Genomic DNA, 26,977 nt, shown 5'->3' with positions numbered 1-26,977 from the left:
GCCGAACGCAATGGAGCGACGATGACAACCCCCACCGAGTTGTACGAGACGCATTCCGACCTGCTGGATCAAGCGATCCGCGCCGCCTCCGCGCGCGACTACTGGTCCGCATTCCCCGAGTCTCCCAGCAAATCCGTGTACGGCGAGCAGGCCGCTCCCGACGGCGAGCGCGCGTTCCGCGCCCTGCTCGGCAAGCCGTTCCCGATCGAGGTGCCCGGCGCCGACGGCACTGTCTCCACCGAGCGCTCACCCTACGGCGTCCAGCTCGGCGTCAGCTATCCCAAGGCCGACCCGCTCGCGGTGATCGCCGCCGCCCGCGCCGCCACCCCGGCCTGGCGCGCCGTCGGCCCCCAGGGCCGCGCCGGCGTCGCCGTCGAGATCATCAAGCGGATCAACGCGCGCAGCTTCGAGATGGCCCACGCGGTGCAGCACACCACCGGCCAGGCCTTCGTCATGGCGTTCCAGGCCGGCGGCCCGCACGCGCAGGACCGCGCCCTCGAGGCGGTGGCCGTCGCGCTCGCCGCGAGCACCCGCATCCCGGTCACCTCCGAGTGGGCCAAGCCCCAGCGCGGCGGCGACCCGCTGCGGCTCGTCAAGACCAGCACGCCCGTCGGCCGCGGTGTCGGCCTGGTCATCGGCTGCACCACGTTCCCCACCTGGAACAGCTATCCCGGCCTGTTCGCCAGCCTGGTCACCGGCAACCCGGTGATCGTGAAACCGCACCCGGGCGCCGTCCTCCCGCTCGCCATCACCGTGCAGATCTGCCGCGAGGTGCTGTCCGAGGCCGGGCTGAGCCCCGACCTGGTCACCCTCGCCGTCGAGGAGCCCGGCGACGGCATCGCGGCCACCCTGGCCACCCACCCCGACGTGCGGATCGTCGACTTCACCGGTTCCAGCGAGTTCGGCAACTGGCTCGAGGCGAACGCGCGCCAGGCGGTCGTCTACACCGAGAAATCGGGCCTCAACACGGTCATCGTCGACTCCACCGACGACTACAAGGGCCTGCTGCGCAACCTCGCCTTCTCGCTCTCGCTCTACAGCGGCCAGATGTGCACCACCCCGCAGAACATCCTGGTCCCGCAGGGCGGCGTGATGACCGACGCCGGCCGGCGCAGCGTCGAGGAGTTCGGCGCCGACCTGTCGGCCGCGCTCGACAAGCTCCTGGGCGATCCGGCCCGGGCGGCCGGCACGCTCGGCGCGATCGTGAACGACGGTGTGCTGGCCCGGCTCACCGAGGCCGGCGGCGCCGCCACCGTGGTCCACCCGTCGGCCGAGGTGGCCGACGAGCACCACCCCGGCGCCACCATCCGGACCCCGGTGGTCGTGCGGCTCGACGCGGCCGACGACAAGACGTACACGCGCGAGTGGTTCGGCCCGGTCTCGTTCGTGATCGCCACCGAGTCCACGGCGCACAGCCTGCAGATCTTCACCGAGACCGTGCGCGCGCACGGCGCACTCACGGCGATGGTCCACTCGACCTCGCCCGACGTGCTCGCCGCGGCCCGTGAGGCGGCGCTCGACGCGGGCGTGCACCTGGCCGAAAACCTCACCGGCGGCGTCTTCGTCAACCAGACGGCCGCGTTCAGCGATCTGCACGGCAGCGGCGCCAACCCGGCCGCCACCGCCTCGCTGTCCGACGACTACTTCGTCAGCGGCCGCTTCTTCACCGTCCAGTCCCGCCACCACCTGCCGGCAGCGGAAAAGGCCACGGCGGGCACCGATGCCTGAGGCCTATCTCGTCGGCGGTGTGCGCACCCCGCAGGGCAAGTACGGTGGGGCGCTCGCCGGTGTCCGCCCCGACGACCTCGCCGGTCTGGTCGTCCGCGAGGCGGCCGGCCGGGCCGGGGTGCCCGCCGAGGCGGTCGACGAGGTGGTGCTCGGCGCGGCCAACCAGGCCGGTGAGGACAACCGCAACGTCGCTCGCATGGCGGCGCTGCTGGCCGGTCTGCCCGACACCGTGCCGGGCTACACGGTCAACCGGCTCTGCGCGAGCGGCCTGACCGCCGTCGTCTCGGCGGCGAACACGATCCGGGCCGGCGAGGCCGACCTGATCGTCGCCGGCGGCGTCGAGTCGATGACCCGCGCGCCCTGGGTGATGGAGAAACCGGGTACCCCGTGGGCGCGTCCCGGCCAGGTCTTCGACACCTCCCTGGGCTGGCGTTTCACCAACCCGGTGTTCGCCGAGCGGGACCGCGTGACCCTCAGCATGGGTGAGACGGCCGAGGAGGTCGCCGCCCTCGACGGGATCACCCGCGCCGAGAGCGACGCCTTCGCGCTGCGCAGCCACGAGCGGGCGATCGCCGCGATCGACGCGGGCCGGTTCGACGGCGAGATCGTCCCGGTCGGCGACGTGCGGGCCGACGAGATCCCGCGCCGCGGCTCCACAAAGGAAAAGCTCGGCAAGCTCCGGCCCGTCTTCCGCGGCGACGGTGTCGTCACCGCCGCGTCGTCGTCCCCGCTCAGCGACGGCGCCGCGGCCCTCGTCGTGGCCAGCGGCGAAGCCGTCGAGCGGTACGGTCTGACGCCCCGCGCCCGGATCGTCACCTCGGCCAGCGCCGGCGTCGCGCCCCACCTGATGGGCCTCGGCCCCGTGCCGGCCACGGAGAAGGCGCTGGCCCGGGCCGGCTGGGGCGTCGGCGACCTCGACGCCGTCGAGCTGAACGAGGCGTTCGCCGTCCAGGCCCTCGCGGTCATCCGGCGGCTCAAGCTCGACGACGAGCGGGTGAACGCCGACGGCGGCGCCATCGCGCTGGGCCACCCGCTCGGCTGCTCGGGCGCCCGCCTCACCGTGACCCTGCTGGGCCGGATGGAGCGGGAGAACGCCCGCCGCGGTCTGGCGACCCTCTGCGTCGGCGTCGGCCAGGGTGTCGCGATGCTCCTGGAGCGCCCGTGAGCACCCTCGTCGTGGAAGAGCTGGACGACCGGGTCGTCGTGACGCTGCGCCGGCCCGAGGCCCGCAACGCCATCAACGCCGCCATGATCGGCGAGTTGCACGAGGTCTGCGCGTCGCTCGAGGAGCGGCCGCGGCTGCTGCTGCTGACCGGCGGCGGCGGAACGTTCGCGGCCGGGGCCGACATCGGCGAGCTGCGGCGGCGCGGCCGGGAGCAGGCGCTGCAGGGCATCAACAGCCGGCTCTTCGACCGGATCGCCCGGCTGCCGCTGCCGACCGTCGCCGCCGTCGACGGGTACGCCCTGGGCGGCGGCGCCGAGCTGGCGTACGCGTGCGACATCCGGCTGGCCTCGCCGTCCGCGGTGTTCGGCAACCCGGAGCCGGGGCTCGGCATCCTGGCCGCGGCCGGCGCCTGCTGGCGGCTGCGCGAGCTGGCCGGCGCCTCCGTGGCCAAGCAGGTCCTGCTCGCCGGGCGCCGGCTCGACGCCGACGACGCCCTGCGGTTCGGCCTGGTGGCCGAGGTGGTGCCGGCCGGTGACCTGCTCAAGCGGGCGCACGCGGTGCTCGACCGGATGGCCCGGTCCGGGCAGCTCGCGCTGCGGCTGACCAAGCTCGTGGCCGACGGCGGCGGGCATCCACTCACCGACGACCTGGCCCAGGCGATCCTCTTCGAGTCGGACGAGAAGGCCCAGCGCATGGACGCGTTTCTGGCGGGAGGCCGCTCATGACCGGCTCCGTCCCGAAAATCGTCGGCGTCGTCGGTGGCGGCCGCATGGGGGCCGGCATAGCCCAGGTCTTCGCCGTCGCCGGGGCGGCGGTCGGCCTGGTCGAGCGCGACCCGGTGGCGGCCGCGGCCGCCCGGGACCGGGTCGCCGTGAGCCTGCTCCGGGCATCGGAGAAAGGCCTGCTGACCGAGTCGGTCGACGCCGTTCTGAGCCGGGTGGTGCTGCTCGACGACGTGGCCGGCCTCCACGCCGACGCCGAGCTCGTCGTCGAGGCCGTCCCCGAGGACGCCGCCCTGAAGGTGCGCGTGCTGGCCGCGGTCGAGGACGCCGTCGGCGAACACGCCGTGCTGGCCAGCAACACCAGCTCGCTGTCGATCGCCGGGCTGGCCGAGGGGCTGGACCGCCCCGAGCGGTTCCTCGGCATGCATTTCTTCAACCCCGTGCCGGCCAGCAAGCTGGTCGAGGTCGTGGTGGGCCCGGCGACCAGCGACGCCGCGCGCGACGCGACCCGGTCCTGGGTGGCCGGGCTCGGCAAGGCCGAGGTCGTGGTCCGCGACTCGCCCGGCTTCGCCACCAGCCGGCTCGGCGTGCTGCTCGGGCTCGAGGCGATCCGGATGCTCGAGGAGGGCGTCGCCGACGCGGCGTCCATCGACCGCGCCATGGAGCTGGGCTACCGCCACCCGATGGGCCCGCTGCGCTCCACCGACCTGGTCGGCCTCGACGTGCGCCTGGCCATCGCCGAACACCTGCACCGGGAACTGGGCGAGCGGTTCGCGCCGCCGCGGCTGCTGCGCGACAAGGTCGCCGCCGGCGAGCTCGGCCGCAAGAGCGGGCAGGGCTTCTTCACCTGGGAGGTGTCATGACCGAGGAACAGGATTTCACCGAGATCATCGACAGGGATCAGCGGGTCGAGCCCCGCGACTGGATGCCCGAGGGCTACCGCAAGACGATGATCCGGCAGATCGCTCAGCACGCCCACTCCGAGATCATCGGCATGCAGCCCGAGGGCGCCTGGATCACCCGCGCGCCGTCGCTGCGCCGCAAGGCGATCCTGCTGGCCAAGGTGCAGGACGAGGCCGGGCACGGCCTGTACCTCTACTCCGCGGCCGAGACCCTCGGCGCCGACCGCGGCGACCTCACCCGGCGGCTGATCGAGGGCCGGCAGAAGTACTCGTCGATCTTCAACTATCCGACGCTCACGTTCGCCGACGTCGGCGTGATCGGCTGGCTCGTCGACGGCGCGGCCATCTGCAACCAGGTGCCGCTGTGCCGTAGCTCGTACGGGCCGTACGCGCGGGCGATGATCCGGATCTGCAAGGAGGAGTCCTTCCACCAGCGGCAGGGCTACGAGTTGCTGATGACGATGATGCGCGGCACCGAGACCCAGCGGGAGATGGTGCGCGACGCCGTCGACAGGTGGTGGTGGCCGTCGCTGATGATGTTCGGCCCACCCGACGCCGACTCGCCGAACACCGCGCAGTCGATGGCCTGGAAGATCAAGCGGCACACGAACGACGAGCTGCGGCAGCGGTTCGTCGACATGACCGTGCCGCAGGCCGAGGCGCTGGGCGTCACGCTGCCCGACCCCGACCTGCGCTGGAATGCCGAGCGGGAGCACTACGACTTCGGCGAGATCGACTGGTCGGAGCTCAAGCGGGTGATCTCCGGTGACGGGCCGATGAACGCCGAGCGGATCGCGCGCCGGCGGCAGGCCGACGAGGACGGCGCCTGGGTGCGGGAAGCGGCCGCGGCACACGCGGCCAAGCGGACGGAGGTGCGGGTATGAGCGAGATCCGGCACGAGTGGCCGCTGTTCGAGGTGTTCGTCCGGGCCAAGCGGGGCCTCAATCATGTGCACGTCGGTTCCCTGCGGGCGGCCGACCACACGATGGCGCTGCACCACGCGCGTGACCTCTACACGCGGCGCAACGAGGGCGTCAGCATCTGGGTGGTGCGCTCCGAGGACGTGGTGGCGTCCGGCCCCGACGACAAGGACGCGTTCTTCGCGCCCAGCGGCGACAAGGCGTACCGCCACCCGACGTACTACTCCATCCCCGACTCCGTGCCGCACATCTGAGGCTGCCATGTCCTTCGACGACGCCTACCAGGCCCTCACCGATCACGACGACGACGCCCGATGGGCGTACGGGACGGGCTTCGCCGACCCGCTCGCCGGCGTGCCCTCCGACTTTCCCGACGGGGTCGACCGCGGCGATCTGGCCGCCTACTGCCTGATGCTCGGCGACGACGCGCTCGTCCTGTCCCACCGGCTGCAACAGTGGATCACCCGGGCCCCCGAGATCGAGGACGAGCTGGCCGTCGCCAACATCGGACTCGACCTGCTGGGCCAGGCCCGGCTGCTGCTCACCCGTGCCGGCCAGGCCGAGGGCGCCGGGCGGGACGAGGACCGGCTGGCCTACCTGCGTGACCCGGCCGACTTCCGCAACGTGCGGCTGGCCGAGCGGGCCGACGCCGACTTCGCGGAGCTGGTGGCCCGGCTCCTGGTGTTCTCGACGTGGCGGCTGGCGCTGTTCGACCGATTGGCCGGCACCGGCGATCCGGTGCTGGCCGCGATCGCCGCCAAGGGCGTGAAGGAGATCAGCTACCACCGCGAGTACGCGGCGGGCTGGGTGGTCCGCCTCGGCGACGGCACCGAGCTGTCCCACGCCCGCATGCAGGCCGCGATCGACGTGGTGCTGCCGCTGTGCGGCGAGCTGTTCGTGGCCCACCCGGTCGAGCTGCGCCTGGCCGAACTGGACGTGGCGGCCGACCCGGCCGGCCTGCGGGCCGAGTTCGACGCGGTCGTCGCCGAGGTTTTGCGCGTGGCGACCCTCGCGCCGGCGGCGATCCCGGCCGCGGGCTCCCCCGAGGGCCGCGCCGGCGTGCACGGTGACGAGCTGACCGAGATCCTCGGCGAACTGCAGGGGCTGGCGCGGGCCACGCCGGGCGGTGTCTGGTGAGCGCCGCCGACATCGCCGCCACCGTCACCGACCCCGAGCTGCCCATGCTGACCCTGGCCGAACTGGGCATCATCCGCGACGTCGAGGAGAGCGCGGACGGGGTGGTCGTCACGATCACCCCCACGTACTCGGGGTGCCCGGCGATGGAGGCGATCCGGGCCGACCTGATCGCGGCGCTGCGCGGCGGCGGCTTCGAGCGGGCCGAGGTCCGCACGGTGCTGGCGCCGGCCTGGACCACTGACTGGATCTCCGAGTCCGGGCGGGCGAAGCTCGCCGAGGCCGGCATCGTCCCGCCCGGCCCGGCGCCCCGGCGGCGGCCCGGTCCCGTGCCGTTGACGCTCGGCGTCCGCGACGACGGGGTCGCCTGCCCCCGGTGCGGGGAACCGCGCACCGAGCTGATCACGGCGTTCAGCGCCACCGCGTGCCGCGAGCTGCGGCGGTGCCCGGCCTGCCGCGAACCGTTCGAGCACGTCAAAGCGATCTGAGCGGGGGAGACTGATGGTGGTTCGGGAGTTCTACCCGCTGCGGGTCGCGCAGGTCGAGCGGCTCTGCGACGACGCCGTCGCGGTGACCTTCGACGTGCCGGCGAAGCTGGCGGGGACCTACCGGTTCCGGCCCGGGCAGTCGCTGACCGTGCGGCGGCCGGGTGACGAGCGCGACGAGCGCCGGTCCTACTCGATCTGCGCCCCGGCCGGGGACAAGCCCCGGATCGGCGTGCGCGAGGTGCCCGGCGGCCTGGTCTCCGGGTGGCTGGTGCGGCAGGTGCGGGTGGGCGACGCGGTCGAGGTGGCGCCGCCGTCCGGCACCTTCACGCCCGACGTGGAGGCCGGCGGCCGGCACGTCATGATCGCGGCCGGCTCGGGGATCACGCCGGTGCTGTCGATCGCCACGTCGCTGCTGCGCCATCCGGAAGCCCAGGTCGCCGTGCTGTACGGCAACCGGCGGGCCGACACCGTGATGTTCGCCGAAGAGCTCGCCGACCTGAAGGACCGCCATCCGTCGCGGCTCGAGCTCGTCCATCTGCTGTCCCGGGAGGCCCGCGAGGCCGACCTGCTCAGCGGGCGCCTCGACGCGGACAAGCTGCGCCAGCTGCTGCCGATGCTGCTCGACGTGCCGGCGGTCGACCACTGGTGGCTGTGCGGCCCGTTCGGCATGGTGACCGACGCGATCCAGGTTCTCGGCGAGGCCGGAGTGCCGCCGGAGCGGATCCATCGCGAACTGTTCTGGGTGGACGAGGCGCCCCCGGAGCCGGTGCGCGAGGACGCCGCGACCGCCGCAGCCGGCAGCTGCGACGTGACGGTGCTGCTCGACGGCCGGTCGACCACCGTGACCGTGGCGGCGGGCGACACCGTCCTCGAGGGCGCGCAGCGGTCACGGCCCGACCTGCCGTTCGCCTGCAAGGGCGGCGTCTGCGGCACGTGCCGGGCCCGGGTCGTCGAGGGCGACGTCAAGATGCGCCGCAACTTCGCCCTGGAACCGGCCGAGCTCGACGCCGGCTTCGTCCTCACCTGCCAGTCCGTCCCCACCTCGCCCAAGGTCACCGTCACCTTCGACGACTGATCCTCAGAGAAAGGAGTGGGTGATCCGCTCGGATTCCCGGCGAGCCGGCAGCGCGGCGGGATCGAGGTTGGCGCAGAGAACGATGGACGCCCCGGCGACCATCGGAGTCAGGAGCCAGATCAAAGGCTGCTCCTGGGTGGCCGCGTTGATCAGGACCCGGTCACCCGGGCCGATGCCACGCTGCGCGGCCAGGTCGGCGGCCACCGCCGCGTAGGCGCCGTAGGTGGTTCCGTCGGTGGTGGCGGGCGCGTCCTCCGCCGGGGTGATCGTGGGCGGGGCGGCGCCCAGATGCGGGTGGACGGCGGTGGGGTAGTCGCGGTAGCCCCTCGGCGCCTCGGGGGAGGGGGTACCGGACGGGGTCAGCGAAAGGACGAACTGGTCGGTTCCGATCGGAACGTCGTCGAGCCAGCTGTCCACACGGCGGCGGTGCACAAAGGTGACGTCCAGCGGGGCGCCGGCGGGGGAGAGGCCGGCGGTGGCCCAGTCACGGTAGGAGACCGCTATCCCGGCCGACCAGGCGCCGAGCAGCACCGCGGCGGTCTGCCAGTGCGGCGGCAGCAGCACGGCGGCGGTGCTGCGGGGGCCATGCCCGCACTCGTCGGTGAGCAGCGCCGCGGTCGCGGCGGCCCAGGTGCCGAGCTCGGTCGCGGTGAGCGCGGTGCGTTCGCCGGTGGCGTCGTCGTAGTACGTGATCAGCTGATCGTGCCCGGTCATGCACCGAGCCTAGGCGGCCAGGTCCAAACGCAGCTCGCGCGCCTCAGCGGCGTACCTCGCCAGAAGGTGCACCGTTCGTGGACCGGCTACCCCATCCGGGTCAAGGCCGGTGCGGGCCTGAAAGACACGCACCGCCTCGACGAGTTCGGCATCGCCGACGTCGGCCCGGGTCAGACCAATTTCGGTCAACAGGTCACGCAGGCAGGCGGGCTCCAGCGGCGGCGGGGTCGCGGTCCAGCCCACCAGACCACCGACGGCGGTACCGACCAGGCTGAGCATTCCTCGTGCGGACATCTCGTTACCTCCTGCTGAAGTGGGGATGACTCCAGCATCGGGCGGACACCTGTGTCCGACATCGGACCCGCGTCGATCAAACCTGAACCCGACTGCGACTTTCGGCCGATACGCGTCTGCCACCGCGAGATGCCCCTACGGGCACGCGGTGTTGCTGGCCAGCGCGAACAGCAGCTTCGCCTGCGCCCCCGGCACCCCCTGCCGCTGGAACTCCCGAACAACAGCCGGCGCCCGCTTCCCGGCGGCGAGCCCCCGGCAGGCCTGCTCCCCGAACGCGGCCACCTCCTCGTCACGCCGATCAAGCGCGACCTCGGGGAGCTCACGCTGCACGGCGGCCACAAACGCCCGCAGATCCCCGCGAGGGGCCGGGCTGCTCTTGCGAGTCTCGCTGGGCGCGGCCCGCGTGGGCCGCAGGCTGGGTGCCGCGGCCTGCGGTTCGGCGGTTTCCGTTCCCGGTACGCCGGTGCCAACCGCCGCCGAAGGAATGTCAGTGACGGGCGTCGCCTGAGGAGAGGTCCCCGCCGAGGAACACCCAGCAAGCGCAGCGACGAGAGCCGCAGCAGCCACGCCGCTCCGGCTCCGCCGCCCGGCGGCCGAGGTCCCGCCCGCCGGGCCGCCGTCCACCCGAGCGCCGCTCCGGAGAACGCTGCTCCTTGGGCGGGCCGGGTTGCTGTCGCTCGGCGCGTGGAGGTGGCGGCTCATCGGGGCTTGGGGTGGGCGATGGCGGGACTCATCGGCGGCCAGACCGGCATTTCGGGGCCCGAAGTGATCGTCGGGCCGAAGGGCTTGCGTTCGGCTTTTGTCGGGCCGAACGGGGACGAGGCCGTAAGCCGGCGCGAGGCTTCCACGGCTCCCTCTTCGGGGGACGAGACGGGCGCAACTGGAACAAAAAGCACCCGACGACCGTAGGCGGCCCGGACTCGTACACCGGCCGCCGCGCCCACCGACGGGCGGTAACCGGACCCGGACGGGTGACCCCCGCGCGTACAGCGAACCCACAGACGGCTCACCGGTGGCCGACAACTAGCGGAGTCACGGTAGGTGCATCAGCCAACGAAGCGAGGCGCCGCCATGACCGATCTGATGAACCGGCCCACCGACTACTACAGCCGGGACGACGACGTGACACCCCCGCCGCCGCCGTTCGTGCCGCCGGTGGCGCCGCCGCCCGGCGGTGGGAGCCGCTGGCCGCGCCGGATCGCCGGTGGGGCCGCGCTGATCGCGCTCGTCGCCGGGGCCGGCACGGCCGGTGGGGTGGTCGCCGAGCGCTACCTCATCGACCGCGACTCGACGGCCGCCGCCACCGCCACGACCGCCAGCAGCACCACGGTCACCGAAGACCAGGACCTCGCGGCGATCGTCAAGCAGGTGCAGCCCAGCATCGTCACCGTCATGGTCGACGGCACCCGGGAGTCGTCGCTCGGCTCGGGAGTCGTACTCAGCTCGACCGGTCTGGTCCTGACCAACAACCACGTGATCTCGTCCGAGGGCACGGTGAGCGTCCGGCTGTCCAACGGCACCACAGTGCCGGCCCGCGTCGTGGCCACCGACACCGCGCACGACCTGGCTCTGGTGCAGGCGACCGGGCTCACCGGGCTCACCCCGGCCACGTTCGGCACCGACGACAGCGTCGCCGTGGGTGACACCGTCCTGGCCTTCGGGGCGCCGCTCGGCCTGGAGAACACCGTGACCTCCGGCATCGTCTCCGCGACCGACCGCAGCATCAACACCGGCACCGAGCAGCTGACCGGGCTTCTCCAGACCGACGCCGCGATCAACGAGGGCAACTCGGGCGGCGCGCTCGTCGACTTGTCCGGCCACGTCGTCGGCATCAACGTCGCCATCGCCACCGCCGGCGACTCGTCCACCGGCAGCATCGGCGTCGGGTTCGCCATCCCGGCCGGCACCGTCACCAGCGTCGTCAAGCAGCTCGAAAGCCAGATCAGCTGACCACATCCCGCCGCCGTTCAGCAGCAGTTGCCGAGGCCATGGCGGCCGTGGGGTAGCCCTTGCAGCAGCCGCCACTGCCCAGGTTGAGAACCTGAGGCGCGCGTCTCCGTGTCGCATCGGAAAGCACGCCGTTCGGCTCCTGGAACTCCATCAGGGTGATGGCCGTCGTGTACCCCTGGTGGCACCTCGTTGCGGGCCACCGCCGCCGGCAGGTGCGGCCCGGGGACGAGGCTGCGCAGGGCCTCGCGCTGTGCCAGCAGATCGCCGGGCTGGTGCGCGACGCCTCGTGGAGCACGGCCGCGGAAACCGGGCACGGTGTCGGCGTCGCCCGAGGAGTCGCGAGGCGTGCGTTCCCACGAGCGGCTCGGAGGGTTTCCGAGGCCGCGGCGGCGAGATCCTGTGAGCGGTGGCCGTGGCCCTGGTCGAGGCGGTCGGTTCGGCGATGACGGTGCGGCCGGATTGGCGGTGACGGTGGCGGCCGGCTTGGCGGTGACGGTGGCGGCCGGCTTGGCGGTGACGGTAGCGGCCGGCTTGGCGGTCGTGGCCGCCGCGGCGGGCGACTAGGTGGGCGCGGTGGAAGTGGTGGCAGGGCGCGGATGACCGGATCAGCGCGGCGGCTCAGGCAGGCCGGCCGCGAGCTGACGCAGGGCGCCGATGAGCATCGCTTTCATGTCGGGCAGCCGCCCGCCGACGGCCACGAAGTGTTTGAAGGTCACGGTGTTGACGGCCATGACGGCGGCGGCGACCAGCTTCGGGTACAGGTCGGCCTCAGGATCGGTCCCGGTCCGCGCGGCGACCGCGGCGGCCAGCGCGGTCTCGGCGACGGCCGAGGCCCGCAAAGTCTCGGCTTGGATGGCCGGCACGGCGGTCATCAGACGCAGCCCGGCCGCCCAGGCCTCAGCGTCCCGCGGTGGCCGGTCCGCCATCTCCGCCGTCTGTTTGAACTGCTCGAGGGTCTGCTTGAACTGCGCCATCACCGCCTGGTTGATCCCCTCCCACAGCGGCTCACCGGCGGGCCGCTCCCGCAGAGCCTCGACCACCTGAAGGCACCGGTCGAGATGACGGGAGGCCACAGCCTCGGCCTTGCTGGAGAAGTAGTTGTTGAACGTCCGCGGCGACACCCCCGCCTCGGTGGCGATGTCCTCCACGAGCACACCGTCATACCCGCGCTCCACAATCAGGCGAATAGCGGCCCAGCTCAGCGCGGTCCGCGTAGCCAGTTTCTTGCGTTCCCGCAGACCCACACCCCAACGATAGCCACGCTTGCGCGCCCGGCAAACATGCGCGCCCCGCAACCTTCACCCCCGAGCGGCTCGGTCCAGGCGGTCCGGTCACGCTTCCTTCAGAGGTACGAGTCGTCTCCAGCCCCGAACCCCACGCCAGCGACCCGCCTGCAACACCGGGCCGTAACGCCGGTCTCGCGCGTGATGGGTGGTTGCGCTGACCCCAAACCCAACCGCGCAGCGCCCGACCGCGCAGCGTCCGACCGGGCAGCGTCCGACCAGGCAGCTCCGACCGGGCAGCGTCCGACTGGGCAGCGTCCGACCGGGCAGCGCCCGGCCGCGCGGCCGAACCGCGCAGCGCCCAACCGAGCAGCCCCGGCCGCACAGCCCCGGCCGCGCAGCCCAACCGCACAGCCCCGGCCGCGCAGCCCAACCGCACAGCCCCGGCCGCGCAGCCCAACCGCACAGCCCCGGCCGCGCGGCCCGGCCACCTGGTACCCGGCCGCGTGGTGCCCGGCCGCGGCCGGCTGTCGCGAAAGAAGGGCTGCCGGGAGCAGCCGCTCGGCGCGCGTTGAGGACGGTTCAGGGAACCGCCCGTCGGCCAGGCGGAGGGGCGGAGCGAGAAGCGGCCTACATCGGGCCGCTGCGGTGGAGAGGGCGTCGGGCGGCTCGCCGCGCTGGAGACGTTGTGGGCACGGCTCGGCGCGTTGGAGGCGCTGTGAAGGCGCCTCGCCGCGCGTGGTGGAGAGGTTATGGGGGCGGCTCGCCGCACGCGGGTGAGCTGCAGTCATTGGGTGCCGCTGTGGTGGGGCGGTCTGAGGAGCGACTTGCCGCACGTGGTGAAGGGGAAGTGAGGTCGTCGTGCGCCGCTGTGGTGGAAGGGTGGGCCGCCGCACGTGGGGGAGTGGAGAACGGCCACTGTGGTGGAAGGGCGGGCCGCCGCACGTGGGGGAAGTGGCGAGCGGCCGCTGTGGTGGAAGGGTAAGCCGCCGCGCGTGTGGGGAGGGGGAGCGGCCGCGGTGGTGGAAGGGTGCGCCGCCGCACGTGGGGGAGTGGGGAGCAGCCGCTGTGGTGGAAGGGTGGGCCGCTGCACGTGGGGGAGTGGGGAGCAGCCGCTGTGGTGGAAGGGTGGGCCGCTGCGCATGGTGGCAGTGGGGAGCGGCCGGTCTGGGGGAGGGGTGGTCGGAAGGCGGTCCGCTCCGCGGGCCGCCCCGGGTGGGGCGGCCTGTGAAGGGGGATGGTCAGCCGGCGAGGTGGCCCCAGCGGTCCTCCAGCTCCTGCCATGTGCCCTGGTCTTCGACCTTGCCGGCGATCAGGACGACCACGTGGTCGGCCTGGTTCAGGGCTGCTCGTTTGGAGGTTGAGCCGACCACTGTGACGCCGTGGCTGCGCAAGGCGCGCCATAGTTCCAGCTCTGTTGTCACGTCCAGGGCTGAGGAGACGTCGTCGGCGATCAGCAGCTCCGTGCGGGGGGCCAGGGCTCGGGCCAGGGCCAGGCGTTGCAGCTGGCCGCCGGAGAGGCGGGTGCCCTTGTGGCCGATCAGCAGCTGGAGGCCGCCGCCGGCCGCGGCCAGGTCGTGTTCCAGCTGGGCGGTGGAGACCGCGTCGGCCGCGTCGACCTCGTGGCCCAGCTGGATGTTGTCGGCCACGGTGCCGGACAGGACGCGGGGCAACTGGGCCACGTACCCGACCTGGTTGGGGCGCAGGAAAACCTCCGGCTCGTCGACCGGCTCGCCGTTCCAGACCAGTTCGCCGGTGTGGTGCACGATGCCGGCCAGGGCCCGCAGCAGCGACGACTTGCCCGCGCCGACCGGGCCGACGACCAGGACCAGCTGGCCGCGGTCGACGGCCAGGTCGACGTCCTGCGCGCCGACCGTGCCGTTCTCGTGTACCGCGCTGAAGTTGCGCAGCTCAAGGCGGCGCAGCGGGTTGCGCGGGGCCGTCGGCGGGGCCGGCGCCGTGCCGGCCGACAGGTCTACGCCGGGCACGTCCTTGGAGTATTCGGACTCGCCGGTCATCGCCACCGTCCGCTTGGTCCACACTCGTGCCGACGGGAACTGCGAGACCAGCGACGCCGTCGTCCAGGCGAACCAGCGGGCCGAGCCGAGGGTGGCCACTGCGATCAGGGTCGCCGCCGACGAGAGCGAACCGGCCAGGTAGAGCGCCCAGGCCGCGATCGGCAGCAGGCCGCTGGCGATCGATGGGGTGGACCGGGCCCACACCTGGATGGCGATCTCGCGCCGCTGGAGCTCGCTGCGGGCGAAGTCGAGGCGGGCCAGGTGGTTCAGCACCGGCTCGGTGGCGCCGGCCAGCTTCACCGTGCGCGCGGCCGACAGCGAGGACACCAGTGAGGTGGCGAACGCGGCGCGCGCGGCGACCGTGCGCCGGGCCGCCTTTTCCAGGCGCGGGCCGAACAGGGTGGCGGCCAGGCCGGACAGGACCATCGTGCCGACGAAGAACAGGGCCGGCACGAACGACTGCGACGCCACCGTCATCGCGACGATCATGACGAGGCTGGTGGCGTTGTCGATCAGGTTGTCGGCCAGCATGACCACCCGCTCGGTGTCGCCGCCCTGGGCGACCACCTCGGCTGGGGTGTGTTTGCTGACCCGGCGCGGGCCGATCTGGCCGTGCACCAGCCGCATGCTGATCCGCAGCATCTGCCGGACCCACCACTCCGGGAACCAGGCACCCGTGTAGTACAGCGTCGGGATGGCCAGCAGCAGGGCGGCCGCGATGCCGACCGCCGGGTAGAGCGGGTTGCCGATCCCGTCGACCACGTTCGACCAGAGCAGCGGCAGGATCGCGCCGTCAAGGCCGAGCAGCACGAGGATGGCGAACAGGGCGACCGCGCCCAGCCCGTACCTCTTGTCGTTCAACGTCAGCCGGGCGATCTCGCGGAACGTGTGAGCCTTGGGCTCCTCGGGCAGCGGCGGCGGCTCGACCGGTGGCAGCTTGTTGGCCAGCGCCTCGGCCCCGAGCTCGAGCTGGGCCGCCTTGTCCCAGTCGCGGTCCTCGACCAGCACCCCGCCGCCGCCGTTCACCGTCGCCGGCACGGCCAGGTTGCTGCTGGCCAGCAGCTCGGCGAAGCGCCGCGACTCGCGCAGCGGCCCCGACTCGAGCACCGCGCCGTCGGCCAGCACGACCACCTCGTCGCAGCGCTGCACCGACGACAGCCGGTGGGCCACGATGACGCCGATGCGGCCGGTGAGCAGGCGGTCGGTGGCCCGCTGGACCCACGACTCGGTGACCGGGTCCATCCGGGCCGTGGCCTCGTCGAGGATCACCACGTGCGGGTCGCGGACGAGGATCCGGGCGAAGGCCACCAGCTGTTCCTGGCCGGCCGAGAGCTTGTAGCCGTTCTCGCCGAGCCGGGTGTCGATGCCGTCCGGCAGGCTGGCCACCCAGGCGCTCAGGCCCAGCTCGTCGAGCGCGCCGGCCGACTTGGGCAGCAGTTCGGGGTCGAACAGCGCGATGTTCTCGGCCAGCGTGCCGGCCAGGATCTCGGTGCGTTGCGGGACGATGGCGGTCCAGCGGCGCAGGCCCTCGACGTTCATGTCGTTGAGGTCGACGCCGCCCAGGAACACCGTGCCCCGGGGCACGTCGACGGCCCGGGTCAGCACCTTGGCCAGTGTCGACTTGCCGGAGCCGGTGCGGCCGATCAGCGCGTACGACCGGCCGCGGGCGAAGGTGAGGTCGACGTCGCGCAGGGCCGGCGGGCGCCCGTTGTCGGACTCGCTGTAGCGGAAGGTCAGACCTCGTACCACCAAATCGCCGTCGACCGGGGGAACCCCCTCGGTCGGCTCCTGGGGCACGTCCTGCAGCAGCTGGACGCGGCTCCAGGCGCCGAGCGCGTTCTGCAGCTCGGGGACCATCCGGGTGACGTGCTCGAGGGTGCCGCCGAAGCCGAGCGCGAGCAGCCAGACGCCGGTCAGCCGGGCGCCGTCGATGTGGCCGGTGATCAGCGCCCACGCGCCGACGACGACGAGCACCGCGATCAGCGACCGGGTGATCGCGCCGGCGCCCATGGTGATGCGCGCCGAGGACCGCCAGACCAGCCGCCCGCGCCGCAGCACCTCGGCCGCGCGCCGGGCGTAGAGACGGCGGACGTACGGGGCGGCGAGGCTCGTCCGCACGTCGTCCTGGCCGTGGATGGACTCCTCCATGACCGCGGCCAGGTCGGACCAGGACTCCTCCTCGGAGATCCGCAGCGGGGAGATGCGCTGGACCGGCTTGTTCATGGTGACGTAGAGCAGGATCGACACCAGCACCATGCCGACACCGGCCGGCCACCACACGAAGAACGCGGTGACGATCGAGAAGACGGCCACCGCCACCGACTGCGCGATCCGCACACCGCTGCCGCGCAGCTGGGCGCCGACCTCGTACACGTCGGAGTCGATCCGGTCGAGCAGTTCGCCGACCGGCGTGTTCTCGAGGGTGGGCAGGTCCTGCCCGAAGGCGACCCGGTTGAGCCCGCGCCGCACCTTGGCCGCCCAGTCGGCGGTCAGCCGCGAGGCCACCAGGCCGACGAACACGTCGCTCAGCACGGAGGCGACGAGCGCCGCCGCGAGCACGGTGAACAGGGACATGGAGCGGTCGACGAGCACGGCGCCGGCCAGCGCGAGAGCACCCGCCTGCCCGGCCGCGCCGAGCAGGATGAGGACCGCCACGAGACCCGTACGGCCTCGGGAGGTGACCCACAGGTCGCGAAGCAGACGCATTGACGAGTCCTTTTGCAGGGGATGAACCGAGGCGGTCCACCCATCTTTGTCCCCACCCGGAAGGTCTTCAACGGAATTACCTCGACGCCACATATCGCCTGTGTCACCCTCGGCGGTCATGCGAGATCTTCCGGCGGCCGTACGCGCGAAGGCCGTCCAGGCGGGCGCGACGGCCTGGCTCGACGCCCTGCCGTCGCTGGTCGCGGGCCTGGCGGCCGACTGGGGACTGACGCCGGGCCGCGCCTTCGGCGACGCCACGGAGGCGTACGTGGTCGAGGCGGGCGAGACCGCCGTACTCAAGATCCATCTGTGGCCCGGCGCCGCCGCCGAGGAGGCCGTCGTCCTGCGCCTGGCCGGGGGAGCGGGCTGTGCCCGGCTGCTGCGTGCCGATCCCGGAAGGCACGCGCTGCTGATCGAACGGCTCGGAACCCCCATGTCCGGCATGTCGATCGAGCAGCCCCGGCGCCAGGAGATCCTGTGCGATCTGGCGTCGGCCGTGTGGCGGCCGGTGCCCGGCGTGAGCCTGCCCACCGGCGCCGACGTGGCGGCCCGGATGGCGCAGTCGATCGAGCGACGCTGGGCGGAGCAGGGCCGGCCCTGCCGCCGGGCGGCCGTCGACAAGGCCCTGCGCGCGGCCGAGAGCCGCCGGAGGGCCCATCGTTCCGATCGCGCCGTCCTCTGTCACGGCGACGTCCATCAGTGGAACGCGCTGTGGTCGCCGGACGGCTTCAAGCTGGTCGACCCCGACGGCGCCGTGGCCGAGCCCGAGCGCGACCTCGGCGCTCTGATGCGCGAGGATCCGGTCGAGCTGATGACCGGCGACCCCCGCGACCGCGCCCGGCTGTTGGCCGCCCGGACCGGCACCGACCCGGTCGCGGTTTGGGAGTGGGGCCTGGCCGACCGTGTCGCCACCGGCCTGGTCCTGTCCGCCGCCGGCGTCGAGCCCGTCGCGTCCCGGATGCTGTCCGCCGCCGATCGGATCGCCGACCTCTGAAAAGAGCTTCAAGAAGAAAGTACGCGTCGTCAAAAGTCCCGGGCCTGTCGGGGGCGAGCCGGGCGGGACACCGGGCCGTTGCGCCGGTTTCGCGTCAGGTGGTGGGCCAGGGCAGTTCGACCTCCACCGGCCGGGCGTAGTCGACGCCCGGCACGTCGAAGCCGTACAGGGCGCGGAACTGCGCGCGGAACCACCCGACGTCGCCCATCCCGGTCGCCCACCGCTCGGCCACCCGCGCCTGCACGGCCGGGTCGAGCTCCCACCGGTCGAGCCGGAGGCGGCCCGCCTCGTCCAGGTCGAACGGCGCCGCCCCGGTCAGCTGCTCCCACAACCGTATCGACTGCGCGACCGGCGACTGGAGCTCGTCGCCCAGCACCTCGCGGAGCAGGCTGACGTAGAGGGCGATCCCCGGGATCGCCGTGGACGCCTGCGTGACCGCCGCGCCGTTCACCGAGGTCAGGGCGCGGACGCCCGGCAGTTCACTCAGTTCGGCGGCGGTGGCCTCGAGGTGGGCCTTGGCCGCCCCGATGGTACCCGACCGGTAGATGCCCGAGGTCAGCTGCGACCCGATGTACGACAGCGCCACCGTCTGGAACCCGTCGCGGAGCAGCCCGCGCTCGGCCAGCGCGGCCACCCACAGCGCCCAGTCCTCACCGCCCATGACCTTGACGGTCGCGGCCGCCTCGTCCGCGCTCGCCGGTTTGACGGTGATCTCGCGGAGCGCCGGCGTGCCGTCGCGGTCGAACTCCAGCGTCCGCGTGGTGTGCGCGGCGCCCAGCGGCTTGATCACCGACTGGTGGGTGACACCGGCCGGGTCGGTCCGCCGGGGCGCGGCGACACTGTAGATCAGGTAGTCGAGGCCGCCGAACCGCTTCGCGATCAGGTCCAGCGTCTCGTCCTTCGTCGAGCCGGCGAACGCGTCGCCGTTGACGAACGTGAAGTCCCGGCCCAGCTCACGGGCGAGCCGGCCGGCCGCGACCGCCCGGTACCAGCCGGCCGTCGCCGTCCGCCGGCCGGCGGGCCGCTCGAAGCCGAGGCCCACCCCGCGGATGCCGTGCCGGGCCAGCCCGGCGACCGTCGCGGCCAGCCCGTACCCGGCCGTGGCGCCGATGATCAGGGCGACCGGCCCGTCGGCGGGCACGTCGCGGGCGGCGCCGGCCTCGGACCGCATGCGGGCCACGGACTCGAAGCAGCCGGTGGGGTGGGAGTCGACCAGCAGGAAGCCCCGCCCGCTCGGGTTGACGACACGTTCGGACATGGGCGCGACCTTATCGCCCGGACATCCGCAGCAGCACACCCAGGAGGTGGGCGTCGCCGATGGCGCGGTGCGTGTGCTCGATGTCGCCAACTCCGCGGGCCGGCGGTCGGCGGTTCTCGGTGGCGGCGGCCCGCGCCTCGGAGTTCACATGGTCGTCGATCTCCGCAATCGGAGCAGGGCCAGGACGCCGAGGCCGGCCGCGATCGGGCCGAGGGCCACGGCGGCCCAGCCGCCGACCACGCCGTTGCCCGTGCCGGGGCCGCCGTCGGCGGTGGCGACGACCAGCACCCCGGTGAGGGCGCCGACGGCCCCGGCGGCCAGGGCGATCGCCGGGCGAAGGCCCGCCGAGCGGCCGGGCGGGCGGATCAGGGCCAGGATTCCGGCGATCACGCCGGCCAGGGTCAGCAGCGCGGCCACGGTGGCGATGAGGCGGTCGGTGGTGAACATCGGTTCCTCCGATCGGGAAAGGTGTTCCGATCCTCGTCCCGGGTGCGGCGCCGGGCATCGTGCCGATGTGGACAGTGCGCGCTGCCACGGATGCGGCATGGCACTACTGCGTACGGAGGACTCGCCCGGGGCGGTCCGCGGTTAGGGTGCCCGCATGGACACTGCGCGGGGCCGGGCGGTGGCTGTCCGGGACGCGGCGGCCGCGGTCTGGCGTACGGCGATCCCCGTCCGCGGCCGGGCGGTCGAGGTGCGGGACGTGGCCGTCGCGGCCGGCACAGCGACGGTCCTGGTGATCGCGGCACTGACCGGGGAGGGCGCCGGGACGCCGACTGCGGGCCAGTGGCTCGGGTACGGGCTGCTGGCCGCCGGCGGGCTGGTGCTCGTCGTGCGCCGGTGGGCGCCGGTGGCCGCGCTGGTCGCCACGGGCGTGTGCGCGGCCGGCTATCAGGCGGCCGGGTTCGACGTGTTCGCCGTCGCCTATCTGATCGCCGTCTACTCCGCCGTGCGGGCCGGGCGCGGGGTCGTCACCGTCGTGACCAGCGTCGTCCTGCTGGCCGCCCTGCCCGTGGCGGCCGTCGCCGCCGGCGAGCCGGCCGGGGCGGCCCGGGGCGTGCTGGAGCTGGCCTGGCTGATCGCGGCCGGCGCCGCCGGCGAGGCGCTGCGGCAGGCCGAGCGCCGGGCCGACGAGGCCGAGCGCACCCGCGAGGAGATCGCCCGGCGCCGGGCCGGTGAGGAGCGGCTGCACATCGCGCGGGAGCTGCACGACTCGCTCACCCACCAGATCTCGGTGATCAAGGTGCAGTCGGAGGCCGCCGTGCACGTCGCCGAGAAGCGGGGCGAGCCGGTGCCCGAGGCGCTGACGGCCATCCGCGAGGCGGGCCGGGAGGCCTCCCGCGAGTTGCGGGCCACGCTCGAGGCGCTGCGCGACGACACCCTTTCCCCGCCGTACGGGCTCGAGCAGCTCCCCGATCTGGTGCGCCAGGCCCGGGCCGGCGGGCTGGACGCCACCCTGGCCGTCGACGGGCGCCGCCGGGGCGTGCCGGACGCCGTCGACCGGACCGCCTACCGGATCGTGCAGGAGTCGCTGACCAACATCGCCCGGCACGCGCGGGCCGCCACCGCGTCGGTCCGGGTCGGCTACCGTCCCGGGGCGATGACCATCGAGGTCGACGACGACGGCGACGCCACCCCGCGGTCGGCGCCCGGCCACGGCGTCGGGCTGCTCGGCATGCGCGAGCGGGTGACCGCCCTCGGCGGTGACCTGCGGGCCGGTCCGCGCGCCGGCGGGGGCTTCTCGGTGCGGGCGGAGCTGCCGTTGGACCGTACGACATGATCAAGGTCCTGCTCGTCGACGACCAGCCGCTGATCCGTGGCGGCTTCCGGGCGCTGCTCGACATCGAGGACGACATCGAGGTGGTGGCCGAGGCCGGTGACGGCGTCGAGGCCGTGGCCCTGGCCCGGCGGCACCGGCCCGACGTGGCGCTGATGGACGTGCGGATGCCGGTCGTCGACGGCGTCGAGGCGACCCGGCGCATCGCGGCCGACCCCGAGCTGGCCGGGGTGCACGTGGTCATCCTGACCAACTACGGCCTGGAGGAGTACGTCTTTCACGCGCTGCGGGCCGGCGCCGCCGGTTTCCTGGTCAAGGACGTCCAACCCGAGGACTTCCTGCACGCCGTACGGGTCGCCGCCCGCGGTGACGCGCTGCTGGCGCCGTCGATCACCCGCCGGCTGATCGACCGTTACGTGAGCCAGCCCCGGCCCGTGGCCTCCGCCACGGCGCTGACCGAGCTGACCAACCGTGAGCGCGAGGCGGTCGTCCTGGTCGCCCAGGGACTGTCGAACGATCAGATCGCGGCCCGCATGGTGATCAGCCCGGTGACCGCGAAGACCCACGTCAACCGGGCGATGACCAAGCTGCACGTCCGCGACCGGGCGCAACTGGTGGTGATCGCGTACGAGAGCGGCCTGGTCACCGCATCGTCGAGTGGGCGTCGTAGCTGGTCGTAGACCGCCACTGGTCGTAGGCGACGGTGGCCTCGGAGGTCGAGCCGTTCAGCACGGCGAAGGCGTTGTCGCCGGTCTCGTACGTGTTGCCGTCGATCGTCACGGCCGGCCGGCCGCCGTCGAACTGGAGGCGGTAGACGACGGTGCCGGAGTTGCGGACGACGGTGTTGCCGGTGATCTTCAGGCCGTCGACGCTGCCGGCGAAGTCGCTGCCCGTGGTGAGCAGGAAGGTGAACTTCTGCATGCCGCTGAAGGTGTTGTCGCTGACCGTGTTCTTCGCCGCGCAGCGCAGCAGCAGCCCGGTGTCGCTGTCGAAGCCGGTGGGGCCGTGGCCGCCGATCGCGCGGTTGCCGGTGAAGACGTTGTTCGAGCAGCCGCCACGACCGCCCGTACCGGTCTCCAGCACGCCGTCGTTCGCCTCGAAGGTGTTGCCGGTGACGGTCAGGTTGGCGGCGTCGTAGATCTCGATGCCACCGCCGTCGGTGCCGTAGTCGGTCGAGGGGCCGTGGTTGCCGCGGACCGTGTTGTTGCGGAACACCGGTCCCGGGTCGGCCTGTACGAAGGTGGCGGCCAGGCCGTACCCACCGAAGTCGTCGTTCTTCTGTGCGGTGTTCTGCACGATCACGTCCTGGTCGTGGACGTTGTTGCCGTCGACGACGACGCCCCGGCCGCCGCCGCTGACCACGATGCCGGCGCCGTTGCGCATGACCTCGGACCCGGTGACGTGCACGTCCCGCGACTGGGTGACCAGGATGCCGTAGCAGCCGACCGGCAAGCCGGCCGCGTTCGTGCCGTGGCTGTCGCGCACGACGACGCCGCTGACCGTGACGTCGCTGGTGTCGTGGACGCGGATGCCGCTGCCGTGGTCGCCGGTGATGTCGACGTCGGCGTTCGGCTTGGGCACGCACCCCCGTACCGTCAGGTCGGCGATCGTCGTCCCGCTCGCCGTGACCAGAACGCCGTCGCGGACACCGGACACACCCGCCACGGTCGCGTGCTCGGCCGGCGCGCTCATCACGGTCAGGTTGGGCCGGGTGATCGTGAACGGGTCGTACGTACCCGCCCGCACGAAGATCTTGGAACCGGCCGGCGCCACCTCGACCGCGTGCGCGATCGACCGCCAGGGCTTCCCGGGCGAGCCGTCGGCGTCGTCGGCGCCGCGCGTGGAGACCCAGTAGCCGGGGCCGGCGGCGTCGACGTCGGGTGGCCGTTCGGCGAAGAAGACGTGGTATCCGGCGGCCGCGCCGCCGGCGAGCAGGAGCGCGGCGAGCAGGGCGAGCCACCGGCGGGCCCGGCCACCGGCGCGGTGCGTTCCGCTCACCCGGTGAAGACGGGGTCGGCCGACATCGCCCGGTACGCGGTCAGCGAGGCGGCGGTCGAGTCGACGCGCCACTTCTCGGTGGAGCCGGGATGGGTGTCGGTGTCGAACCAGCACACGGCGCCGACGGCCGGACGGGTCTTCACCCACTGATGGAAGGCGGTGATCCAGTCCGGTTTGGTGCTGCCACCGCGGTCGGTCACCGACACTTCGGTGATCATGACGGGCTTGCGGGCCGCGTACGTCTCGTAGAACCGGTCGAACAGGTCGCCCGGTGCCTGGCCCGCGGCGTAGCCCGAGACACCGGCCCAGTCCACGTACTCGTCACCGGGGTAGTACCGGGGAAAGGCGTTCCCGTCCTCGTCCGGGTCGGAGTTCCAGTTCGGGCTCCACACCCAGCTCACGTTGTCGGCGCCCTCCCGGGCGAAGATGCCGTGGATCCGGCGGTACGCCTTGACGTACCCGGCCGGGTCGGGGGTGGACGGGGCGCGGTTCATGTCCCAGGCCCAGCGCAGCAGGGTCGGCACGGCCCGCCGCGCCATCCGCTGCGCGGCCCCGGCGATCAGCTTGTCCGAGGAGCCGTTGGTGACCTGCTGGTACACCGGGCCGCGCCAGGACATCATCGCGACGCTGGCCGACGTCACGTACGGCAGCGAGGTCGGCAGGGTGTCGGTCCACGAGTAGAACCGGTGCACGATGCGCTCCGGGCGGCCGAGCTGCCTGGTCCGCAGGGCGATCCCCTCGGCCGTCGTCAAACCCTTGAGCTGGGTGTACGCCCCGAGCAGCACCCGGCCCGGCCGGTAAGGCACCGGGCCGCCGCCGCTCAGGGCCGGACTGGACGCGGCCGGTACGGGTTTCTCCTCCGCGCGGTACGTCTTGCAGCCGGCCAGCGGGACGGCGGCCAGCGCGGACAGGCCGAGCAGGCGGCGGCGGTTCATGTCAGGTTCTTCCCGAACGTCCGGGCGACCCGGCGGGCGACCCGCCACCCGGGCTGGGCGAACTGCTTCACCTTGGGTACGAGGCCGGTCTCGCCGGTCCGGACGAGGGCCACCAGGTCGGCGCCGGTGTGGTCCGGGGTGGGCTGCAGGCGGGGGACGGCCAGGCGCTTCTCGGCCGGGGTGTGCAGGCGGCGGCCGACCTCGGTGGCGTTGTCGTATGCCAGCGAGGCCACCAGGTCGCGCACCCGCCGGCTGTGGTAGCCGTGCGGGTAGGCGAACGACCGTACCGGCACCTGAAGCCGTTGTTCCAGCTGGCGATGGCTGGTGACGATCTCGTCGCGGAGCTGGGCGGCCGGCAGCACGTCCAGCGGGTGGTGGATCATGCTGTGGTTGCCGATCTCGACGCCGGCGTCCCGCACCTCGGCCAGCTCGTCCCAGGTCAGCATCGGCCCGAAGTCGGCCGCCCACCGCCCGAGCCAGCCGGCCGTGCCGCCGAGGTGGCCGACCGACGCGTAGAGGGTGGCCCCGGCGCCGCTCTCCTTCAGAATCGGCACGCCCTGGGTGAGGAAGTCGCGGTAGCCGTCGTCGAACGTGACCGCGATCAGCTTCTCGCCGCCGCCCTCCTCGAGCAGGTTCAGGGCCTCGGTCAGGCCGGCCAGGCGGTAACCGGCGTCCCGGAGCGCGCTCAGCTGCTCGCGTAACAGCTCCGGCGGCACGGCGAGATCACGCATCGGGCCACCGACAGCTGACACGGAGTGATACATGAGTGCTGGCAAAACGGGCACGCGGTCGTCCTCCTCAAGATCCAACCTACGTCCCTCTACCGAAAGTCGTAGTCGAACTCCCGCTCCGGGCAGAGGCGCGCGCGACCTCCACCCGGAAGGGTGAGGTCATGACATTTGATCCCGTACGCTGCGCCGAGGCCGCCGGTCAGGCGGCCGTCGTGCTCGGCGTCGCCGTGCTCCCGGTGGCCTGGCGCGGGCTCGACGGCGCGACCGGCGCGGTCCTGGCCACGATGCTGGTCGTCATCACCGCCGGCATCTACGCCCTGCACGCGGTCACGTTCGACGCGCTGCGGATTTTGAACTCCCGCGCCACCGCGCCCGTATCTCCGGTCGACGACGGTTCGCTGCATCACCGGGAGCGATCGAGATGTTCCGACTGATCTACCTGCACACCGAGAGCGGCACCCCGCGCATCAGCGTCGAGTCCGGCAACTACGCCAGCGCGCGCAACGCGCTGACCCGATACCGCAGCGCTCCCGCCGCGTACTTCGGCGTCGGCCGTTTCGACCACGAGGGCACGCTGGCCGAGATCATCCTGGACCGGCTCTGCGGGCCGCTGGGCGAGTGCCCGCGCCCGGCCACCCTGGTGCACGCGGCGACGTACCACCGGCTCTGTGAGATCTGCGCACACGGCCTGGACGTGCTGACCGTGCCCGAGCTGGCCCGTCTGCTCGGCATCGCCTGCCGGCTCGCCCCGGTGCCGGCCCGGGCCGGACGGCACGCGGCGCCCGAGGAGCCGTCGCCGGCCGGCAACCGGATCGCCCGCGAACTGGCCACCCGGGTCGACGACCCCGGCTGGCGGCGGGAGCTCTGCGCCGAGCTGACGCGCACCCCCGGCGCGGTGAACGGCCTGCTCATCGGGGTGGGCGCGCTGACTCATCGGGACGTGCTCGACCTGTACCCGCGGCTGCGCACGCTCGCCGACGAGCTGCCCGCATGCGTGCGTGAGGAGCTGTCGCGGGCGACGTCGCGGCCGCTGTCACCAGCGGGTGTGGCCGGCCTGCGGCTCGGTCTGTCGCACTAGGCGGCCACGCGGGAACACGCGCAGCAGGGAGCCGTCGCGCTCCCGGACGGACAACCGGTCGTCCGGCGACCACCGCACGTCGACCACGGCGGTGAGGCCCGCGGCGTACACCTGAGGCTCCTGACCCGGCACCACCCGCCACAGACGCGCCCGGCCCGGGACGAGAGAGGTCTCGCCGACGTAGAAGGCGCCGTCCGGCCCGCGCGCGACGCCGCTGGCCACCGGGCGCAGCGCCATCGGGCCCGCCCACGGAAAGACCGCGACCCGGCAGCGGCGGCCGCGCGGCGCGATCCGGACCAGCGACGAGCCCTCGGTGACATAGACCCGGCCGTGCGGATCGACTTCCTGGTGAACCGGGACTCCCAGAAGAGTCGCGCTCAGCAGGGCAACCAATGTGATCATGTTTTACCCCCGTGCCCCCGATTCTGTTTTTCCGGCGACGGGCGCGCAGTCCTCGATCCGACCCGGGGTAGGTTCCGGCCATGAACTACACGTTCGAGGCGCTGGTGGAGCGGGCCAGGGCGCTCGTGCCGGCCGGTGGGCGCGCGGTGCTCGGCATCACGGGGCCACCCGGGGCGGGCAAGACCACGCTGGCCGAGGAACTGGTGGCGGCGCTGGCGCCGGACCCGCCGCCGGGCCTGACCGCCGGGGCGTGGGTGGCGCACGTGCCGATGGACGGCTTCCACCTGGCCGACGTGGAGCTCACCCGGCTCGGGCGGCGGGACCGCAAGGGCGCGCCGGACACGTTCGATCCGCTCGGCTACGCGGCCCTGCTGCGGCGGGTGCTGGCCGACGAGGACGAGGTGATCTACGCGCCCGGGTTCGAGCGGGTCATCGAGCAGCCGGTCGCCGGTACCATCCCCCTCTTCCGGGACGCGCGCCTGATCATCAGTGAGGGTAATTACCTGCTGCTCGACGACGTTTTCTGGCGGCCAGTGCGGGATCTTCTTGCTGAGGTCTGGTACGCGGATCTGGATCAGTCGACGCGTATTGAACGTCTTATTTCGCGACATGTCCGTTTTGGTAAGGACCCGTCGGCCGCGTCGGAGTGGGCGACCGGGACCGACGAGCGCAACGCCGTCCTCATCGCCGCCTCGCGCCCGCGCGCCGACCTCGTCGTGCCGGCCTCGGTTATCCACAGGGTCGGCACCCCACCGGCCTGAAGTG

28 protein-coding genes are annotated in these 26,977 nt (G+C 73.1%); 16 read left to right on the top strand and 12 right to left on the bottom strand.

The genetic code is table 11. The features are described from left to right. The first annotated feature begins 21 nt into the window (after positions 1-21). The 9 genes from paaN to paaE are packed head-to-tail and all read left to right on the top strand — an operon-like array spanning position 22 to position 8,134. Positions 22-1,728, top strand: a complete 1,707-nt coding sequence (paaN, locus tag AB0C26_RS27810; protein WP_360253430.1) for a phenylacetic acid degradation protein PaaN — start codon at positions 22-24, stop codon at positions 1,726-1,728. Next, positions 1,721-2,893, top strand: a complete 1,173-nt coding sequence (locus tag AB0C26_RS27805; RefSeq protein WP_360253428.1) for a thiolase family protein — start codon at positions 1,721-1,723, stop codon at positions 2,891-2,893. The genes paaN and AB0C26_RS27805 overlap by 8 nt, the downstream gene beginning before the upstream one ends. Continuing rightward, complete coding sequence (locus AB0C26_RS27800; RefSeq protein ID WP_360253426.1) at positions 2,890-3,618, top strand: enoyl-CoA hydratase/isomerase family protein; 729 nt, start codon at positions 2,890-2,892, stop codon at positions 3,616-3,618. Before AB0C26_RS27805 ends, AB0C26_RS27800 begins: the two co-directional genes overlap by 4 nt. Then, positions 3,615-4,478: a 3-hydroxyacyl-CoA dehydrogenase family protein gene (locus tag AB0C26_RS27795; protein WP_360253424.1), complete on the top strand. Its 864-nt coding sequence runs from the start codon at positions 3,615-3,617 to the stop codon at positions 4,476-4,478. Before AB0C26_RS27800 ends, AB0C26_RS27795 begins: the two co-directional genes overlap by 4 nt. After that, positions 4,475-5,401 carry a 1,2-phenylacetyl-CoA epoxidase subunit PaaA gene (gene paaA, locus AB0C26_RS27790; protein WP_360253422.1) on the top strand — a complete coding sequence of 309 codons (927 nt, stop codon included), beginning with the start codon at positions 4,475-4,477 and terminating at the stop codon, positions 5,399-5,401. Before AB0C26_RS27795 ends, paaA begins: the two co-directional genes overlap by 4 nt. After that, positions 5,398-5,691 (top strand): 1,2-phenylacetyl-CoA epoxidase subunit PaaB, encoded by a 294-nt coding sequence (gene paaB / locus AB0C26_RS27785; RefSeq protein ID WP_360253420.1) that lies wholly within the window; start codon positions 5,398-5,400, stop codon positions 5,689-5,691. The genes paaA and paaB overlap by 4 nt, the downstream gene beginning before the upstream one ends. 7 nt (positions 5,692-5,698) lie before the next feature. After that, complete coding sequence (paaC, locus tag AB0C26_RS27780) at positions 5,699-6,574, top strand: 1,2-phenylacetyl-CoA epoxidase subunit PaaC (RefSeq protein WP_360253418.1); 876 nt, start codon at positions 5,699-5,701, stop codon at positions 6,572-6,574. Continuing rightward, positions 6,571-7,059, top strand: a complete 489-nt coding sequence (gene paaD / locus AB0C26_RS27775; protein ID WP_360253416.1) for a 1,2-phenylacetyl-CoA epoxidase subunit PaaD — start codon at positions 6,571-6,573, stop codon at positions 7,057-7,059. The genes paaC and paaD overlap by 4 nt, the downstream gene beginning before the upstream one ends. Positions 7,060-7,072: 13 nt before the next feature. Next, positions 7,073-8,134: a 1,2-phenylacetyl-CoA epoxidase subunit PaaE gene (paaE, locus tag AB0C26_RS27770; protein ID WP_360253414.1), complete on the top strand. Its 1,062-nt coding sequence runs from the start codon at positions 7,073-7,075 to the stop codon at positions 8,132-8,134. A 3-nt stretch (positions 8,135-8,137) separates the two neighbouring features. On the opposite strand, the gene AB0C26_RS27765 is transcribed toward paaE, so the two are convergent. The 3 genes from AB0C26_RS27765 to AB0C26_RS27755 form a co-directional block, all read right to left on the bottom strand. Next, the gene (locus AB0C26_RS27765; RefSeq protein ID WP_360253412.1) at positions 8,138-8,848 is read right to left on the bottom strand and encodes a TIGR03089 family protein; all 711 of its coding nucleotides are present in this window, start codon (positions 8,846-8,848) and stop codon (positions 8,138-8,140) included. Positions 8,849-8,857: 9 nt separating this feature from the next. Further along, positions 8,858-9,142, bottom strand: a complete 285-nt coding sequence (locus AB0C26_RS27760; RefSeq protein ID WP_360253410.1) for a peptidoglycan-binding protein — start codon at positions 9,140-9,142, stop codon at positions 8,858-8,860. Between the two features lie 135 nt (positions 9,143-9,277). Continuing rightward, positions 9,278-9,472: a DUF732 domain-containing protein gene (locus AB0C26_RS27755; RefSeq protein ID WP_360253408.1), complete on the bottom strand. Its 195-nt coding sequence runs from the start codon at positions 9,470-9,472 to the stop codon at positions 9,278-9,280. 741 nt (positions 9,473-10,213) lie between these two features. Here AB0C26_RS27755 and AB0C26_RS27750 point away from each other — a divergent pair. Beyond that, entirely contained in the window at positions 10,214-11,092 is an 879-nt protein-coding gene (locus tag AB0C26_RS27750) for a trypsin-like peptidase domain-containing protein (protein WP_360253406.1), read from the top strand. A 605-nt stretch (positions 11,093-11,697) separates the two neighbouring features. On the opposite strand, the gene AB0C26_RS27745 is transcribed toward AB0C26_RS27750, so the two are convergent. Both AB0C26_RS27745 and AB0C26_RS27740 read right to left on the bottom strand, forming a co-directional pair. Further along, the gene (locus AB0C26_RS27745; RefSeq protein WP_360253404.1) at positions 11,698-12,336 is read right to left on the bottom strand and encodes a TetR family transcriptional regulator; all 639 of its coding nucleotides are present in this window, start codon (positions 12,334-12,336) and stop codon (positions 11,698-11,700) included. Positions 12,337-13,556: 1,220 nt separating this feature from the next. Next, positions 13,557-17,039 (bottom strand): ABC transporter ATP-binding protein, encoded by a 3,483-nt coding sequence (locus AB0C26_RS27740; protein ID WP_360253402.1) that lies wholly within the window; start codon positions 17,037-17,039, stop codon positions 13,557-13,559. 118 nt (positions 17,040-17,157) lie between these two features. Here AB0C26_RS27740 and AB0C26_RS27735 point away from each other — a divergent pair, with 118 nt between their 5' ends. Continuing rightward, complete coding sequence (locus tag AB0C26_RS27735) at positions 17,158-18,033, top strand: aminoglycoside phosphotransferase family protein (RefSeq protein ID WP_360253400.1); 876 nt, start codon at positions 17,158-17,160, stop codon at positions 18,031-18,033. A 94-nt stretch (positions 18,034-18,127) separates the two neighbouring features. Here AB0C26_RS27735 and AB0C26_RS27730 read toward each other — a convergent pair whose 3' ends face one another. Genes AB0C26_RS27730 through AB0C26_RS27720 form a run of 3 tightly spaced genes read right to left on the bottom strand, consistent with a single transcriptional unit; the run spans position 18,128 to position 19,738 of the window. After that, positions 18,128-19,291 (bottom strand): bifunctional NADH-specific enoyl-ACP reductase/trans-2-enoyl-CoA reductase, encoded by a 1,164-nt coding sequence (locus tag AB0C26_RS27730; RefSeq protein WP_360253398.1) that lies wholly within the window; start codon positions 19,289-19,291, stop codon positions 18,128-18,130. Positions 19,292-19,301: 10 nt separating this feature from the next. Further along, complete coding sequence (locus tag AB0C26_RS27725) at positions 19,302-19,439, bottom strand: hypothetical protein (RefSeq protein ID WP_360253396.1); 138 nt, start codon at positions 19,437-19,439, stop codon at positions 19,302-19,304. Beyond that, on the bottom strand, positions 19,436-19,738 hold the full coding sequence (locus AB0C26_RS27720) for a DUF6223 family protein (protein ID WP_360253394.1): 303 nt from the start codon (positions 19,736-19,738) through the stop codon (positions 19,436-19,438). Before AB0C26_RS27720 ends, AB0C26_RS27725 begins: the two co-directional genes overlap by 4 nt. Before the next feature lie 154 nt (positions 19,739-19,892). On the opposite strand from AB0C26_RS27720, the gene AB0C26_RS27715 reads away from it, so the two are divergent. Together AB0C26_RS27715 and AB0C26_RS27710 are read left to right on the top strand one after the other, a co-directional pair. Further along, the gene (locus tag AB0C26_RS27715) at positions 19,893-21,071 is read left to right on the top strand and encodes a sensor histidine kinase (protein WP_360253392.1); all 1,179 of its coding nucleotides are present in this window, start codon (positions 19,893-19,895) and stop codon (positions 21,069-21,071) included. Beyond that, the gene (locus AB0C26_RS27710; protein ID WP_360253390.1) at positions 21,068-21,748 is read left to right on the top strand and encodes a response regulator transcription factor; all 681 of its coding nucleotides are present in this window, start codon (positions 21,068-21,070) and stop codon (positions 21,746-21,748) included. The genes AB0C26_RS27715 and AB0C26_RS27710 overlap by 4 nt, the downstream gene beginning before the upstream one ends. Here AB0C26_RS27710 and AB0C26_RS27705 read toward each other — a convergent pair. Genes AB0C26_RS27705 through AB0C26_RS27695 form a run of 3 tightly spaced genes read right to left on the bottom strand, consistent with a single transcriptional unit; the run spans position 21,711 to position 24,732 of the window. Next, positions 21,711-23,066, bottom strand: coding sequence for a right-handed parallel beta-helix repeat-containing protein (locus AB0C26_RS27705; RefSeq protein ID WP_360253388.1), 1,356 nt, complete (start codon positions 23,064-23,066; stop codon positions 21,711-21,713). The genes AB0C26_RS27710 and AB0C26_RS27705 overlap by 38 nt on opposite strands. Continuing rightward, a complete protein-coding gene (locus AB0C26_RS27700) occupies positions 23,063-24,001 on the bottom strand; it encodes a glycosyl hydrolase (RefSeq protein WP_360253386.1) in 939 nt (312 codons plus the stop codon). The genes AB0C26_RS27705 and AB0C26_RS27700 overlap by 4 nt, the downstream gene beginning before the upstream one ends. Next, complete coding sequence (locus AB0C26_RS27695; RefSeq protein ID WP_360253384.1) at positions 23,998-24,732, bottom strand: polysaccharide deacetylase family protein; 735 nt, start codon at positions 24,730-24,732, stop codon at positions 23,998-24,000. Before AB0C26_RS27695 ends, AB0C26_RS27700 begins: the two co-directional genes overlap by 4 nt. Before the next feature lie 161 nt (positions 24,733-24,893). Here AB0C26_RS27695 and AB0C26_RS27690 point away from each other — a divergent pair, with 161 nt between their 5' ends. Next, the gene (locus AB0C26_RS27690) at positions 24,894-25,166 is read left to right on the top strand and encodes a hypothetical protein (RefSeq protein WP_360253382.1); all 273 of its coding nucleotides are present in this window, start codon (positions 24,894-24,896) and stop codon (positions 25,164-25,166) included. Continuing rightward, a complete protein-coding gene (locus AB0C26_RS27685) occupies positions 25,154-25,810 on the top strand; it encodes a hypothetical protein (protein WP_360253380.1) in 657 nt (218 codons plus the stop codon). The genes AB0C26_RS27690 and AB0C26_RS27685 overlap by 13 nt, the downstream gene beginning before the upstream one ends. On the opposite strand, the gene AB0C26_RS27680 is transcribed toward AB0C26_RS27685, so the two are convergent. Continuing rightward, a complete protein-coding gene (locus AB0C26_RS27680; protein ID WP_360253378.1) occupies positions 25,766-26,212 on the bottom strand; it encodes a hypothetical protein in 447 nt (148 codons plus the stop codon). The genes AB0C26_RS27685 and AB0C26_RS27680 overlap by 45 nt on opposite strands. An 80-nt stretch (positions 26,213-26,292) precedes the next feature. Here AB0C26_RS27680 and AB0C26_RS27675 point away from each other — a divergent pair, with 80 nt between their 5' ends. Continuing rightward, complete coding sequence (locus AB0C26_RS27675; protein WP_360253376.1) at positions 26,293-26,973, top strand: nucleoside/nucleotide kinase family protein; 681 nt, start codon at positions 26,293-26,295, stop codon at positions 26,971-26,973. Positions 26,974-26,977: the final 4 nt, after the last annotated feature.

Source organism: Actinoplanes sp. NPDC048796, assembly GCF_040650035.1.
Classification (GTDB): domain Bacteria; phylum Actinomycetota; class Actinomycetes; order Mycobacteriales; family Micromonosporaceae; genus Actinoplanes.
This window is presented reverse-complemented; position numbering and strand designations above follow the sequence as displayed.